This is a genomic window from Massilia sp. NBRC 108631 (assembly GCF_059704565.1).
On record NZ_BAAKJE010000007.1, the window covers coordinates 1 to 14,861 of the forward strand.

Genomic DNA, 14,861 nt, shown 5'->3' on the forward strand with positions numbered 1-14,861 from the left:
AAGGCTTGATCGAAGCGCTGGCGCCGCTGCCGCTGACGTTCCACCCGGGCGAGCAGTGGGAATATTCGATCGCCTCGGACGTGCTGGCGCGGCTGGTGGAAGTGGCCGGCGGCCAGCGCTTCGACCGCTACCTGGCGCAAGAGGTGTTCGCGCCGCTGGGCATGGTGGACACGTATTTCGTCATCCCGCCGGAAAAACAGGAGCGCCTGACGGCCTACTATGCCGGCGCCAGCCGGGGCGACCCCACGGCGCCCGGTCTGCGCCGCCTGGCCGGCTCGCCCTACCCGGGCGCTTACCTGACGCCGGTGGCGCGCTATTCGGGCGGCGGCGGCCTGGTGTCCAGCCTGCCGGACATGGTGGCCTTGCTGCGCAGCCTGATGCCGGGCTCTTCCTCCGCACTGCTGCGGCCGGACACGGTGGCTGGCATGATGAGCAACCAGCTGCCGGCCGGCGTGAGCATCGGTTTTCCCACGGTGGGCGCGGTGTCCGGCAAAGGCTACGGGCTGGGCGGCGCCGTCACGCTGCGCCCTGGCGAGGGCGATCCGCCGGACAGCGCGGGCGAATTCGAATGGGGCGGCATCGCCGGCACCCAGTGGTGGATCAATCCGCGCCACCACATCGCCGGCGTGCTGATGGCGCAGCGCCAGATGGGCTTCTGGAATCCCTATACCTTCGAGTTCAAGCGCCTGGCTTACCGGGCGCTGCTGGCCTAGACATCATGGTTTGACCTGCCGGACCTCAAGCGACGTGGATTAAGCTTCCAATCCGCGCAAGGCAGACTGATCAACCGTCGGAACGCGCTCCGTTCTGCTGCCGGCGCAGTGTATGACACATTCAGACAGCATTTGACAGGTCAGCACATATCAGTCGGCCTGGAAGCGCTCCCACTGGCTGCGGAAGCGCTGCTCGGGCAGCACGTGCAGCATCATGATGCGGGCGTCGGTGGCCCTTCGCACGTAGAGCGTGTTGCCGACACGGTACAGTGTCGCGGTGCGCTGCAGCTCGCCGTGGTTGGGCACCTTGTCGACCAGCGCGCCGCTGCGTTCCATGGTGGTCACGTGCAGGCCGCCGGCGTCGCAGCGCCATTTGTTCCGCGCCAGCCGGCGGCTGGCGACGGGCTGGTTATCCATCAGATAGCTGATCAACAGCGTGTCGGCGTCGATGAAGGCGAGGGCGAAGGAGCGCTTGCGTCCCGGCGCATTGCCCTGCTCGATAAAGCCCAAGGTGGCCCAGGCGGCATACAGGTTCGGCTGCTTGCCGGCCGCATCGACCGGCTCCCACGGGCGCGCGTTCAGATCGATGTAAGCGCCCGCCACTTCGCGGCAGTCGGCCGACATGCCGCTCAGCGGCGGCCACGCGGCCGGGTAGTCCTGGACGGTGGAAGTGCTGCAGGCGCTGAGCAGCAGGACGGCGCAGGCAATTGCCAGATGGCGCATGGAATTCTCCGGGAGAAAGGATGGCCGCATGCTGCCATGCCCTGTCACTTTTCCGAATCAATCCGAACGGAGTATCGAAATCCGATACCTGCGGTGTCGCGCAGCTGCACTGCCGGCATTGCGCCCGGCCAGCGCATGCGGCGTTTAGTAGGCCACGCGCAGCTGCACGTAAGCCATGCGCGGCGCGCCCACCATGCGGCCGAGGTTGCCGTCCACGTTGCGGGTGTAGTAGCGCTTGTCGGCCAGGTTGTTCACGCCGGCCATCACTTCATATCCGGGTTTGCCCGGCAGCTTCCAGTTCAGCTGCGCGTTCCACAGGCGGAAGCCGGGGATCTGGCCCACGCCGCCGTTGGCCGCCTCGGCCACGGTGTTGGCCGCGTCGGAGAACTGCTTGCCCTGGTGGGTGCTGGACAGATTCATGGTCCAGGCGCCGATGCGGTAACGCGCGCCCACGGTATCGGTGTTGCGCGAGTAGAACGGCACGTCCTTGCCGGCGGTGGCGCCGGACTCCTGGATCGCCTTGGTGTAGCTGTAGTTGGCGAACAGGTTCAGGCCGGCCAGCGCGCTGGCTTCGTCAAAGGTGTAGTCGATGGCGGTTTCCACGCCGTCGTGCTTGGTGGCGCCGATGTTCTGGAACACCGGCGGCGTGCTGCCCGGCACCTGGATGATCTGGTTGTCGAACTTCAGGCGGAAGGCTGTCGCTTCGGCGCTGATGGCGCCGTTTTTCCAGCGCGCGCCCAGTTCCTGCGTTTTCGCCTCTTCCGGCTGGAGCGGGTTGGCGGCGGTCTGCGAATTGAGCTGGGTGTTCTGCACCGAACCGAAGGAAGTCTGGTAGTTGGCGAACACGGTCAGCGCGCGGTTGACCAGGTAGGCCACGTTGAGCGACGGCAGCGCCTTGTCGTTGTCGGTGACGAAGCTGCGCTTGGCGCTCACGTCGAGGCGGTCCGAGCTGATGCGCTCGAAGCGCACGCCCGGGGTGACGCGCCAGGCGCCGTAGGCGATGCGGTCGTCGATGTAGAGCGAGTGCGCGTCGGTGGCGTTGACGAAGCTGGCGGTGGCGCCGTTCACGCCGGTGGCCACGGTCTGCACGTAGTTGTTGTCGTCGCCGCGCTCGCGCAGGAAGCGGTAGCCCACGGTCAGGTCGTGCGTCAGGCCGGTGCCGATCGCTTGCGCGAAGCGCTGCGTGTAGCGCGGCTCGATGCCCAGCACCTGGTAGTTGCGCGGCTGGTAGGTGATCTGGGTCTTGGCCGCGTTGATCAGCGCGCTGCGCCGCGCGCTCTCGTTGTAATAGGCCTTGATCTCGAATTCCTGGGTGGCCGACAGCGCGTTCAGATAGCCCACGTCCGCGCTTTTGCGGTCGCCGTCCCAGAAGTCGGTGGGACGGGTGTTCTGGAACGGGTTGGCGTTGTACTGCGCCACGGTCAGGCCGCCCGGGGTGCGCGAAGTGACGTCGAAGTAGGACAGCTTGCCGTACACCTCGCTGCGCGGGTCCAGCTTGTAGCGGAACTTCAGCGCCAGGTCGTTGACCTTCTCGTCGCTGCCGGCGCGCCATTCGGTGCCGTCCATGCCGGAGTACAGCAGCGCCAGGCCCAGGCCGTTGTCCAGCTGGGTGCCGAGGTAGGCGCTGTACTGGGTATTGTGGCCGCCTTCGCCGAAGTGGTTGTAGCGCACCGAGGCGTCGCCGGTCAGCCCCGGCGCGTCCGGCACCGCGCGGCTGCGGAAGTTGATGATGCCGCCCACGTTCTGCGGGCCGTAGCGCACCGCGCCGCCGCCGCGCACCACGTCCACCGATTCGATGTTGTTCAGGCTGACCGGCGCGAACGACAGCTGCGGCTGGCCGTAGGGCGCCACGGCCAGCGGAATGCCGTCCAGCAGCACGGTGGAGCGCGGCGAGTAGCGCCCGGTCAGGCCGCGCACGCCGATGTTGAGCGAGATGGTGCTGCCGGCGGTGCCGGAGTTGTCGGTGCTCTGCACGCCCGGAATGCGGCGCAGCACGTCGCCGATGCTGGCCGCGCCGGTGTGGTCGATGTCTTCCTTCTGCAGCACGGTGCGCGCGCCGGCGAAGTTCTTCACGCTGTTCTGCAGGCCCGAGCCGAGCCAGCTGCCGGTGATCTGGATCGATTCCAGCGGGGCGGCGGCGCTGTCGGCCTGCTGCGCGTGGGCCGCCAGCGACAGCGACGCCACGGCGGCGGCGATCAGCGAGCGGCGGAAGGGGAGGGCGGAAGTTGAATTTTTGGACATGTTGGAAGCCGGCACGAGCGCTAGGAGATAGCAAATAAATGAGAATGATAACACTTCTCATTTGCAAGCGTCGACTTCCGCTCCCTGCTAGCGGCGGTAGTTCCTGAAGAACGCCCAGCTGATGGCGGTGGCGTCCGGTCCCAGTTCGTCGCTGAAGGGCCAGCCGGGCGGGCCGCCGCTCCACGCGTGGTTCATGCCGGCCACCGTGTATTTTTGCGCCACCAGCACGCCGTTGGCGGTGTAGCTGTCCACCGTATAGCTGCGGCCGTACGGCACCGTGTAGCGCCCGATGCTGCTGGCGCGGTAGGCCACGCTGTCGTTGTCGGCGCCGTCGTCGCCCCAGTCGCTGGTTTGCAGGAACTGTTCGATGGTCTGGTCGCCGTTGGCCGGGTTGACGACGATGTCGGCGGTGCCGTGGAACACCATGGCCGGCATCAGCCGGCGTGGCGAACCGGAGCAGCGCCAGGCATCCTTGCCGCGCAGTGCCGGATCGTAGGGGCTGGCCTGCAGCAGCGATTCGGCCGCCGTCAGCAGGCCGGTGGCGCCCTTGTACATGCCGCCCGAATGCACCATCACGGCGGCAAACACGTCCGAGTAGCAGGCCGCCATGATGGCGGCCATGGCGCCGCCGGCCGAGATGCCGGTGACGTAGACGCGGCTGCCGTCCACGCTATACCTTCCCTTGACCGCGTTCAGCATGCCCATCAGCTGCGACGGTTCGCCGCTGCCGCGCTGCTGGTTAATCTCCAGCATGAAATTCCAGCAGCGGCTCGGGTTGGCGCTGGCGTTCTGGCGCGGATACAGCACGATGAAGCGTTCGCGGTCGGCCAGTTCGTTGTAGCGGCTGACGGCCGCCATGCTGTTCGGCTCGGAACCGCAGCCGTGCAGCATCAGCACCACCGGCAGCGGCGTGCCGGGGCTGTAGCCGGTGGGCAGCCAGATCTGGTATTCGCGGATACCCCACAGGTTGGCATAGACGCCGAAGTCCCATTGGCCGGCCCAGGCCGGCGCGGCGGCCGGGAGCGCCAGGGCCAGCACGGCTAGCAGGCGGATACAGCGTGTACGCAATGGCGATAGCAGCATGGTGTTCTCCTTGAGTGTGGCGATGAGTGGATGGGCGGACGAGTGGGGTTCAGAAGCGGTAGCCGAGGCGCGCCCCCACCTGGCGTGGCGGGCCATAGAAGCCGTTCAGCACGGACACGGCGGGAATGTTGTAGCCGTCCGTGCGGTAGTGCACGTCGGTCAGGTTGCTGCCGTGCAAGCCCACGCTCCAGCGGCCCGCTTCCCACGTCAGGCCCGCCTGCCACAGGCCGTAGCCGGGCTGGGCGATGGTCTCGCTCAGGTCGGTGGTCGGGTAGACCTTGCTGCGGTAGCCGTAGCCCAGCATGGTGCGCAGTTCGCCGCCGAACACCTGGCGCGCGGTGTGGGTGAGGTTCAGGCCCAGCTGCGCGCGCGGCGTGTTGGAGAAGCGCTGCTGGGCGGCGACGTTCTTGCCGCCGCTGAGGTATTCATCGTAGCCGGCGTCCATCCAGGCGGCGAAGCCGTTCACGCGCCATTGCGGCGCCGGGCGCCAGGCGAACTCCAGCTCCGCGCCGCGCACCTTGCCGCGCCCGGCGTTGGTGAAGTCGCCGTAGAAGCCGGGCGTGCCGTTGGCCTGCGTGTAGCTGGTAAACACGGACAGCTGGATGTCGCGGTAGCGGTTGGAGAACAGCGCCAGGTTGACGTCCAGCGCGCCGCTGGCGGCGGCGTACTTGGCGCCCAGTTCCAGCGCATCGAGCTTCTCGTCGCGGTAGGGATGGGACGCGTCGGGCACCGCCAGGTTGTTGGCGCGCACGTTGTAGCCGCCGGACTTGAAGCCGCGCGAGGCGCTGGCGTACAGCCGCACCGCGCTGGCCGCCCGGTAGCCCAGCGCCAGGCGCGGCGAGGTGTTGCTGACCGAGAGCGACTTGTCGAAGTCGGCCAGCGTCATCACCGGGATGCGGAAGGCGGCGTCGCTGAAGGCGCGGTTCAGCACCACGGCGTGCTTCTCCTCGCGCGTGTGGCGCAGGCCGCCGCTCAGCTCCCAGTCCGCGCCCAGGCGCGCGCTCCAGTCGGTGTAGATGGCGGTGCTGCGCGTGTCCACCGTGCTGTCGGTGGCGGTGAACTGGCGCGCCAGGAAGTTGTTGAAAATGCGGCCGCCGGCCGAGCCGCTGAAGCGGTACAGGCCGATCACGCCCGAGGCCAGTTCGCCCTGGCGCAGCGCCTGCAGTTCCAGGCTGCGCTGCCTGTCGCTGGAGTCGCCGTAGACGTCGGCGATGGGCAGCGGCAGGCCGTCGAAGTCGATGGTCTGGGCCGAGCGCGAGCGGCGCTTGGCGGCGATCGCTTTCCAGGTCCAGGCGCCGGCCGGGGCGTAGGTGGCGTTCAGCGCCGCGCCGCGGTTGTAGGTCAGGTTGCGGTCCGGCATGCCGCTGGCGATGTCGTAGCGGCTGCCGCTGGCGGGGCGCTTGAGCGGATCGAAGGCGTTCGGCGCCATGCGCTGGAAGCCGCGCATGTGGGAATCGTCGTCGGCGCCGTCGGCCGAGAGCAGCACGGTGAGCGGCAGCTGCGAGGCGTAGTAGCCGAGCGAGACGCGCGCCGCATCGGTGTGCTGGTCGCTGACGTCGGCGCCGGTGGTGAGGTTGCGGCCGAAGCCGTCGCGCCGCAGCGCCGCCAGCGCCACGCGGGCGCGCCACTCGCCGCCCTCGCTGGCGGCGTTCAGCGCGGCCTTGGCGCTGCGCTGGGCGTAGTTGCCCATGCCGATCTCGGCGCTGCCGCCGTTGCTTGGCGCGAGCGGGCGCGACACGTATTTGATGGCGCCGCCGATGGTGTTCTTGCCGTACAGCGTGCCCTGCGGCCCGCGCAGCACTTCGATGCGCTGCACGTCGAACACCTCCAGCAGGGCGCCTTGCGGGCGCGCCAGGTAGACGTCGTCCATGTAGATGCCGACGCCGGGATCGGAGCCCCACACCGGGTCGGCCTGGCCCACGCCGCGGATGAAGGCGGTCAGTGTGGTATTGGTGCCGCGCGAGGCGTAGGCGGTCAGGTTGGGCACGCGCTGCTGCAGGTCGCCCAGGTTCTGCACGTTCTGCCGTTCCAGCTCCTTGGCGCCGAAGGCCGTCACCGCCAGCGGCACGTCCTGCAGGCGCTCTTCGCGGCGGCGCGCGGAAACCACCACGGTGTCCATGGGCGGGGGCGCTTCGGCCCTGGCGTCGGCCCCGGCCTCGGCCTGCTCTGCGGGGGCCGCCCGTGCTGCGCTTGCCAGGTACAGCGTGCCCGCGATGGCGAGGGCGATCGGTGTCAGCTTCATTACGTCTCCTTCTTGGTTTTTCACCTTGTTGTAAGAAAGTCGTGCAGCAATTGGTTCACCAGGGCGGGCTGGTCCAGCGTGGAGGCGTGGCGCGAGCCGGCGATGACGGCCAGGCGGCCGCGCGGCAGGCCGGCGGCGAAGCGGCGCTTCAGCTCCACCGGCGTGTAGTCGCCGTCGGCGGCCAGTACCAGCACCGGCATGGCCAGGGTGGACGGCTCGGGGCCGTGCCAGTGGAAGATGGCGTCCAGCGTGGCCAGATAGGCGGTCTGCGACATGGTGCCCATGCGCTGCGCGAAGCGTTCGCGCAGATCTTGCTGGGCGGGCAGGGGGAAAAGTTTTTTGCCCAGCATGCGGCCCAGCGTTTCCAGGCCGAACAGCGCGATCATGGCGCGCCGCAGCCAGTAGGTGAGCAGCAGGGCCGGCGGCTTGGCGGCCGGCAGCGGCAGGGAGTTGATCAGGCAGAGCGAGGCCACGCGCTGCGGCGCGCGGCGCGCCAGTTCCAGCGCCACCATGCCGCCCAGCGAAAAGCCGACCACGTGCACCGGGCCCCCGGGCGCGAGGCGCTCCAGCAGGCGCAGCACGTCGTTTGCCAGGTCGGCCATGCGCCAGGGGCCGGGGGCGCCGGGGCTGGCGCCATGGCCGCGCAGGTCGGGGGCGATCACCCGGTGGTGCGGCAATAACGCCTGGATCTGGGGCGCCCAGTCCGCGCCGCAGGAACCGAGTCCGTGCAGCAGCAGTACGATGCTGCCGTGGCCGCCGTCGAAGAAATGCCAGTCACCCTGTGCCGCGTGCTCGTGCATGCCGTCTCCTGTTATGGCGAACCGGGGAGCGGTTCGCGCGCGGCTTTGCGCCGCGTCCAGGAGCCATATTACGGAATCTGAATTCCGATTTCAATAGTTTTGAAAAAAATATTAGGTCAGGTAGCGCAGCGCAAGGCGGGTGAGCTCTTGTTCCAGCTCGGCGGGTGGCAGGAAGGCCAGCGAGCCGGTCAGCGTGTGCTGGTTCAGCACCCCCAGCAGCACCGGCGGCAGCACGCGCATGGCCTGGGCCGGATCGGGATGCTGGATGGCGCCGGCCTTGGTGTGGAGCACGGCGATGATGCGCTGGCTGACCAGGTGGTTAATCTGGTGCACGCGGTCGCGGAAGTCCGCGTCGCGCGAGGAGCGGATGATGAGGGCCCGCAGCACGCCCTGGCGGCCGCGGTTGATGGCCACGAACATGGCCACGGTGGCGCGCACGAAGTCCTCCAGCGGCAGGCCGTCCCAGCGGGCAGGCGCGGTCAGCGCTTCCAGTTGCTGCACCAGGTCGCCGAAGAAGCGGTCCAGCAGCAGGCGGCTCAGGGTTTCCTTGTCGCCCAGCAGGCGGTAAAACGTGCCGACCGAGCTTTGCGCCTGGCGCGCCAGGTCGGCCACGCCGATTTCCTCAAAGCGGTTCTCCGCCAGCAGCTGCTCGCCGGTGGCCAGCAAGCGTTCCAGCGCCTGCCGGCTGCGGGCCTGGCTCGGTTCGGCCGGCAGGGCGGCGGCAGGCAGCTTCAAGGATGGAATCTTGGACATGGCTCAGAAAACGGTAGTTGGATTCCGAATTATAAGAGAATGGGCCAGCACGGTGGGGGCCAAAACAATGGGGCCAGGGTGAATTAACTGAATAATTAACCCTGACCCCATTTGTTTGGTGTGTAACTTTTATTCGAGGTTCTGGACCTGTTCTCGCATCTGCTCGATGAGCAGCTTCAGTTCCATCGACGCGTCCGCCAGTTCCTTGACGGACGCCTTGGCGCCCAGCGTGTTCGCTTCGCGGTTCAGTTCCTGCATCATGAAGTCCAGGCGCTTGCCGACCTGGCCGCCTTTTTTCAGGATGTGGCGGGTTTCGGTCAGGTGCGCCGACAGGCGGCCCAGTTCCTCGGCCACGTCGATGCGGATGCCGTACAGGATCACTTCCTGGCGGATGCGCTCCATCGCGTCCTGGCGCGACAGGCTGGTGTTCGAGCCCTGGCAGGCCAGGCCCAGCGCTTCCTGCATGCGCTCGACGGCTTTCTGCTGGAAGGCGGCCACCACCTGCGGGATCAGCGGCGTGATGCGCTTGACGATCGCTTCCATGGATTCGATGCGGGACACCAGCATCGCCTCCAGCGCCGCGCCTTCGCGCTGGCGGCTGGTGACAAAGGCGGCCACGGTGCGCGCGGTGAGCGCGGCCACGTCGGCCTGCAGGGTTTCCTGGCCGATCTGGGCTTCTTCCACCACGCCCGGCCAGCGCAGCAATTCAGCCACACTCATCACCGGGGCAGCGACGAAATGTTTGCCGACTTCGGCTTGTAAACGGGACAATTCCTCCAGCAGCGAGGTGTTCAGGGCGGTGGCGCCGGCGCCGGCGGCCTTGCGGCCAAAGCTCAGGCGCAGCTCGACTTTGCCTCGGGTGATGGCCGCCATGATGGCAGTGCGCAAATCGGGTTCCAGCGCGCGCAAATCGTCGTTAATTCGAAACTGCAAGTCAAGAAAACGTGAATTGACGCTCTTGATTTCTATTGTCAGTGTCCCGGCCGCGCTTTCGCTGGTGGCAACCGCGTAGCCTGTCATGCTGGAAATGCTCAATGGATGTCCCCGATTTAAACTTTACAAAACAGTGATTTATCCACACAATCCGGGTGTTGAAGCAAGGAAATCCTATGGCTGCACAGAACAACGCTCCACTGCCGGATGGGCTGGAAATAGCTGGATATCGCATTGTAAAGAAAATTGCGTCCGGTGGGTTCAGTATTGTTTACCTGGCGTATGACGCGGAAGGCCATGCGGTGGCGCTCAAGGAGTACCTGCCAAGTGCGCTGGCGCTGCGCCAGCCCGGAGAACTGGCCCCTTCCATAGCGAAAGCCAATCTGCCGGTGTTCCGCATCGGCCTGAAATGCTTCTTCGAGGAGGGACGGGCGCTGGCACGCATTTCGCATCCAAATGTTGTAAGAGTGTTGAATTTCTTCCGCGCCAACGAGACTGTCTACATGGTAATGGCTTACGAATCGGGCCATTCGCTGCAGGAACACATCCAGCGGCAGCGCGCCAGGGGCAGCCGGGCGGGCGAGGCTTTCATCCGCCAGATCTTCATCCAGGTGCTCAAGGGGCTGCGCGAAGTGCATGCCAACCAGCTGCTGCACCTGGACCTGAAACCGGCCAATATCTATTTGCGCACCGACGGCACGCCCATGCTGCTGGATTTCGGCGCGGCGCGCCAGACCGTCAACAGCGACCTGCCCAAGCTGACGCCGATGTACACCCCCGGCTTCGCGCCGCCCGAGCTGTACGTCAAGACCGAGCCGCTGGGGCCGTGGACCGACGTCTACAGCATCGGCGCGTCGATCTTCGCCTGCATGGTCGGCTCGCCGCCGCAGCCGGCCGACCAGCGCCGCAAGGAGGATAAAATGGCGGGGCATTTCGCCAAGCTGGACGGCATGTACACGCCGGAACTGGTGGCGCTGGTGCGCCGCTCGCTGCTGCTGGACCCGCTGGCGCGGCCGCAAAGCCTGTTTGAGATGCAGAAAGTGCTGCAAACCCCCGTGCTGCCGCCGGCCGCGCCGGGTGCGCTGGAAAAGCTGGGCGGGCAGGTGCGCGGCCTGCTGGGGCAATTCGGCCGTTTTGGCCGTGGTATGAAAGACGTGGCGCAGACCACGCAATCCTGACCGGTAACGACAATCCAGGGACCACCATGCAATTCTCCGTATATCAGGAAAGCCACATCGGCGGCCGCAAGGTCAACCAGGACCGCATGGGCTACAGCTTCACGCGCGACGCCTTGCTGCTGGTGCTGGCCGACGGCATGGGCGGCCATTTGCGCGGCGAGGTGGCCGCCACCCTCGCCATGCAGACCATCTCCACCCTGTTCCAGCAGCAGGCCACGCCCTATGTGAAGAAGCCGGAGCGCTTCCTGGAGGAGGCCTTCATGGCCGCGCACCAGGAGATCCACCGCTACAAGGCCATGCACAACCTGCCGGAGACGCCGCGCACCACCGTGGTGGCCTGCCTGATCCAGCACAATATCGCGGTGTGGGCGCATTGCGGCGACTCGCGCCTGTACTGGATGCGCAGCGGCGAGGTGCTGGCGCGCACGCGCGACCATTCGCACGTGGAGAACCTGATCGCCAAGGGCCTGGTGCCGGCTTCCGAACGGGCCACCCACCCGGACCGCAACAAGCTGTATAACTGCCTGGGCGCGACCAGTTTGCCCAAGGTGGAGCTGTCGCGCCGCGCCAGCATGTTGCCGGGCGACGTGATGCTGCTGTGCTCGGACGGCCTGTGGTCGGTGCTGGGCGACGCCGACCTGGCGCAGCGCCTGGCCACGCAGACCGTGGTGCGGGCGGTGCCGGACATGCTGCAGGCGGCCGTGGCCATCGGCGGCCCCAGCGGCGACAACGCCACCGCGCTGGCCATCATGTGGCAGGGCAGTTCGGTTGCCGACGCGGCGCCCACCACGGCGGCCGGCATGTCCAGTATCATCTCGACCGAAATGCTGCCCGAAGACCAGGTCAACACCACCATCGGCCGCGACGCGCCATCCGAAGGGGCGGCGGGCCCGGTGGACGCCTTCGACGACGACGAGATCGAGCGCGCGATTGCGGAAATACGCGGCGCGATCGAGAAATCCTCCCAATTACTTACCCGGAAAGACTGACCCATGACTTTTGAATCCCGCCCCAGCGGCCGCCCGGTCGACGCGCTGCGCGCCATCCGCCTGACGCGCCACTATACCAAGCACGCCGAGGGCTCGGTGCTGATCGAATGCGGCGACACCAAGGTGATCTGCACCGCCAGCATCGAGGAGAAGGTGCCCGGCTTCCTGAAGGGCAAGGGCCAGGGCTGGCTGACGGCGGAATATGGCATGCTGCCGCGTTCGACCCACAGCCGCATGGACCGCGAAGCGGCGCGCGGCAAGCAGAGCGGCCGCACGCAGGAGATCCAGCGCCTGATCGGCCGCTCGCTGCGCGCCGCCTTCGACCTGGAAGCGTTCGGCGAGCGCACCCTGAACCTGGACTGCGACGTGATCCAGGCCGACGGCGGCACCCGCACCGCCGCCATCACCGGCGCCATGGTGGCCGCCTACGACGCCTTCTCTACGCTGGTGGCGCGCGGCGCCATCGCGGCCGTGCCGGTCAAGCACTTCGTGGCCGCCATCTCGGTCGGCGTGTACAAGGGCATGCCGGTGCTGGACCTGGACTATGTGGAGGACTCGGACTGCGACACCGACATGAACGTGGTGATGACCGACGCCGGCCACTTCATCGAAGTGCAAGGCACGGCCGAGGGCGCCGCCTTCGACCGCGCCGGCATGAACCGCCTGCTGGACCTGGCCGAGGGCGGCATCCAGGAGCTGGTGGCGCTGCAGAAGCAGGCCCTCGGCCTGCAGGCCTGATACCGCGGGGGGCAGGCCCGCCGGGTCTGAGCCCCGATCCTGCGGTTGGTTTACAATGTCGGCTCCAGAAATCCAGCCGACATCGCCATGACCCAACGCCTCATCCTCGCCTCGAACAACGCGGGCAAGCTCAAGGAATTCAACGAACTGCTCGCCACGGTCGGCTACGACGTGCGCGCCCAGGGCGAGTACAACGTCCCCGAGGCGGATGAGCCGCACCATACTTTTGTCGAAAATGCACTGCAAAAGGCGCGCCACGCGGCCCGCCTGACCGGGCTGCCGGCGCTGGCTGACGATTCGGGCGTGTGCGTGACGGCGCTGGGCAACGCGCCGGGCGTCTACTCGGCGCGCTACGCCGGCGAGCCGAAATCGGACGCGGCCAACAGCGCCAAGCTGATTGCCGACCTGGCCGCCCATGCCGATAAATCGGCGTACTATTACTGTGTGCTGGTGTTCGTGCGCCATGCGGACGATCCGCAGCCGGTGATCGCGGACGGCCGCTGGAACGGGCAAATCATCGCCGAGGCGCGCGGCAACGGCGGCTTCGGCTACGACCCGCATTTCTTCATCCCCGAACTGGGCAAGTGCGCAGCCGAGCTCACGGCCGATGAGAAGAACAAGCTGTCCCACCGCGGCCAGGCCCTGCGCGCACTGGTAGAGAAACTGAAATGATCCCGATCAAGGTCGTCGGCGCCAAGCCGGCAGCGACTCGCGCCGCTTCCAACAACGCGGCCGCCGCCGGCAGCGCGCTGCATTACCTGCAGCCCGGCGCGCTGAACCTGACCGCGCTGCCGCCGCTGTCGCTGTACATCCACTTCCCGTGGTGCGTGCGCAAGTGCCCGTATTGCGACTTCAATTCGCACGAGGCCAAGGGCGGCGGTTTCCCGGAGCAGGAGTACCTCGCTTCCCTGCGCAGCGACCTGGAAATGGCGCTGCCGCTGATCTGGGGCCGCCGCATCCACACCATCTTCATCGGCGGCGGCACGCCCAGCCTGATGTCGGCGGCGGGCCTGGACCGCTTGCTGTCGGACGTGCGCACGCTGCTGCCGATGGACGCGGACACCGAGATCACGATGGAGGCCAACCCCGGCACCTTCGAGGCCGAGAAGTTCAAGTCCTACCGCGCCAGCGGCATCAACCGCCTGTCGATCGGCATCCAGAGTTTCAACGCGGAGCACCTGTCGGCGCTGGGGCGCATCCACGACGGCGGCGAGGCGCGCCGCGCGGTGGAAATCGCGCTGGCCAACTTCGACAACTTCAACCTCGATCTGATGTACGCGCTGCCGACGCAGACGCTGGAACAGGCACGCCAGGATATCGAAACGGCGATGTCGTTCAAGCCGCCGCACCTGTCGCTGTACCACCTGACGATGGAGCCTAACACGCTGTTCGCCAAGTACCCGCCGGTGCTGCCGGACGACGACGCCAGCGCGGACATGCAGGACATGATCGCCGAGCTGACCGCCGCCGGCGGCTACGGCCAGTACGAGGTGTCGGCCTATGCGCAACCGGGCCACCGCGCCAAACACAACCTGAACTACTGGCACTTCGGCGACTACCTCGGCATCGGCGCCGGCGCGCACTCGAAAATCTCGTTCCCGCACCGCGTGCTGCGCCAGGCGCGCTACAAGCAGCCCAAGGCCTACATGGAGGCGGTCAGGGGCGGCAACCCGGTACAGGAAGAATATGAGATCGGGCGCGACGAGATGGGCTTCGAATTCATGCTCAACACCTTGCGCCTGCACGAGGGCTTCGAGCCCAACCTGTTCGCCGAGCGCACCGGCTTGCCGATCAACGCCATCGACCAGCAGCTTAACGCGGCCGAGGCCAAGGGCTTGCTGTACCGCGACTACAAGCTGATCAAGCCGACGGAATTAGGGCAGCGCTTCTTGAACGACCTGCAGCAGATGTTCCTGCCATCCTGAGGCGGGGCTGCTCGTTGCCCAGCTTGAAGGACGCTGCCACGCCGGCCAGGCTGGCGGCCTGCTCCTGCATGCTGGCCGCCGCCGCAGCGGCCTGCTCCACCAGCGCGGCGTTCTGCTGCGTCACCTGGTCCATTTGCGTGATGGCGCGGTTCACCTGTTCGATGCCGCTGCTTTGCTCGCTGCTCGATGAGCTCATCTCGGCCATGATGTCGTTGACGCGGCGCACGCTGGACACCACTTCGTCCATGGTGGCGCCGGCCTGCTGAACCAGCGTGGTGCCGGCGTTCACCTGCTGCACCGAGTTGCCGATCAATTCCTTGATTTCCTTGGCCGCCGCCGCGCTGCGCTGCGCCAGTTGCCGCACTTCCGACGCCACCACCGCGAAGCCGCGCCCTTGCTCGCCGGCGCGCGCCGCCTCCACCGCCGCGTTCAGGGCCAGGATGTTGGTCTGGAAGGCGATGCCGTCGATGACGCCGATGATGTCGACGATCTTGCGCGCCGAAGCGTCGATGGCGCCCATGGTGTCGACCACCTGGCCGACGA

General features: G+C 67.1%; 14 protein-coding genes. 6 read left to right on the top strand and 8 right to left on the bottom strand.

Features of this window, described 5'->3' with window-relative positions:
* Positions 1 to 713, top strand: a 713-nt coding sequence (locus tag AC6H42_RS00470) for a serine hydrolase domain-containing protein (protein WP_497547126.1), incomplete at its 5' end; no start/stop codon positions are given.
* A 150-nt stretch (positions 714 to 863) separates the two neighbouring features.
* Here the strand turns inward: AC6H42_RS00470 and AC6H42_RS00475 are convergent.
* The 7 genes from AC6H42_RS00475 to AC6H42_RS00505 all read right to left on the bottom strand — a co-directional run bounded on the left by AC6H42_RS00475 (position 864) and on the right by AC6H42_RS00505 (position 9,575).
* Positions 864 to 1,436 (bottom strand): hypothetical protein, encoded by a 573-nt coding sequence (locus AC6H42_RS00475; protein WP_057157578.1) that lies wholly within the window; start codon positions 1,434 to 1,436, stop codon positions 864 to 866.
* A gap of 144 nt (positions 1,437 to 1,580) precedes the next feature.
* Positions 1,581 to 3,677 (bottom strand): TonB-dependent receptor family protein, encoded by a 2,097-nt coding sequence (locus AC6H42_RS00480; protein ID WP_497547127.1) that lies wholly within the window; start codon positions 3,675 to 3,677, stop codon positions 1,581 to 1,583.
* Positions 3,678 to 3,764: 87 nt separating this feature from the next.
* On the bottom strand, positions 3,765 to 4,760 hold the full coding sequence (locus AC6H42_RS00485) for an extracellular catalytic domain type 1 short-chain-length polyhydroxyalkanoate depolymerase (protein WP_497547128.1): 996 nt from the start codon (positions 4,758 to 4,760) through the stop codon (positions 3,765 to 3,767).
* Positions 4,761 to 4,809: 49 nt separating this feature from the next.
* Positions 4,810 to 7,002 carry a TonB-dependent receptor gene (locus AC6H42_RS00490; protein ID WP_082552113.1) on the bottom strand — a complete coding sequence of 731 codons (2,193 nt, stop codon included), beginning with the start codon at positions 7,000 to 7,002 and terminating at the stop codon, positions 4,810 to 4,812.
* 20 nt (positions 7,003 to 7,022) lie between these two features.
* Positions 7,023 to 7,802 (bottom strand): alpha/beta fold hydrolase, encoded by a 780-nt coding sequence (locus AC6H42_RS00495; protein ID WP_497547129.1) that lies wholly within the window; start codon positions 7,800 to 7,802, stop codon positions 7,023 to 7,025.
* 111 nt (positions 7,803 to 7,913) lie between these two features.
* Positions 7,914 to 8,555 (bottom strand): TetR/AcrR family transcriptional regulator, encoded by a 642-nt coding sequence (locus AC6H42_RS00500; RefSeq protein WP_057157582.1) that lies wholly within the window; start codon positions 8,553 to 8,555, stop codon positions 7,914 to 7,916.
* A 129-nt stretch (positions 8,556 to 8,684) separates the two neighbouring features.
* Positions 8,685 to 9,575: a YicC/YloC family endoribonuclease gene (locus AC6H42_RS00505; RefSeq protein ID WP_057157583.1), complete on the bottom strand. Its 891-nt coding sequence runs from the start codon at positions 9,573 to 9,575 to the stop codon at positions 8,685 to 8,687.
* A gap of 89 nt (positions 9,576 to 9,664) precedes the next feature.
* Between AC6H42_RS00505 and AC6H42_RS00510 the strand changes: the two genes are divergently transcribed.
* The 5 genes from AC6H42_RS00510 to hemW all read left to right on the top strand — a co-directional run bounded on the left by AC6H42_RS00510 (position 9,665) and on the right by hemW (position 14,318).
* Entirely contained in the window at positions 9,665 to 10,666 is a 1,002-nt protein-coding gene (locus AC6H42_RS00510) for a serine/threonine protein kinase (RefSeq protein WP_497547130.1), read from the top strand.
* 26 nt (positions 10,667 to 10,692) lie between these two features.
* Positions 10,693 to 11,655 carry a PP2C family protein-serine/threonine phosphatase gene (locus AC6H42_RS00515; protein WP_497547131.1) on the top strand — a complete coding sequence of 321 codons (963 nt, stop codon included), beginning with the start codon at positions 10,693 to 10,695 and terminating at the stop codon, positions 11,653 to 11,655.
* 3 nt (positions 11,656 to 11,658) lie between these two features.
* Positions 11,659 to 12,393, top strand: coding sequence for a ribonuclease PH (gene rph, locus AC6H42_RS00520; RefSeq protein WP_057157586.1), 735 nt, complete (start codon positions 11,659 to 11,661; stop codon positions 12,391 to 12,393).
* Between the two features lie 87 nt (positions 12,394 to 12,480).
* Positions 12,481 to 13,065, top strand: coding sequence for an RdgB/HAM1 family non-canonical purine NTP pyrophosphatase (rdgB, locus tag AC6H42_RS00525; protein ID WP_057157587.1), 585 nt, complete (start codon positions 12,481 to 12,483; stop codon positions 13,063 to 13,065).
* Positions 13,062 to 14,318, top strand: coding sequence for a radical SAM family heme chaperone HemW (hemW, locus tag AC6H42_RS00530; protein ID WP_057157588.1), 1,257 nt, complete (start codon positions 13,062 to 13,064; stop codon positions 14,316 to 14,318). The genes rdgB and hemW overlap by 4 nt, the downstream gene beginning before the upstream one ends.
* Here the strand turns inward: hemW and AC6H42_RS00535 are convergent.
* Positions 14,254 to 14,861, bottom strand: a 608-nt coding sequence (locus tag AC6H42_RS00535) for a methyl-accepting chemotaxis protein (RefSeq protein WP_497547132.1), incomplete at its 5' end; no start/stop codon positions are given. The genes hemW and AC6H42_RS00535 overlap by 65 nt on opposite strands.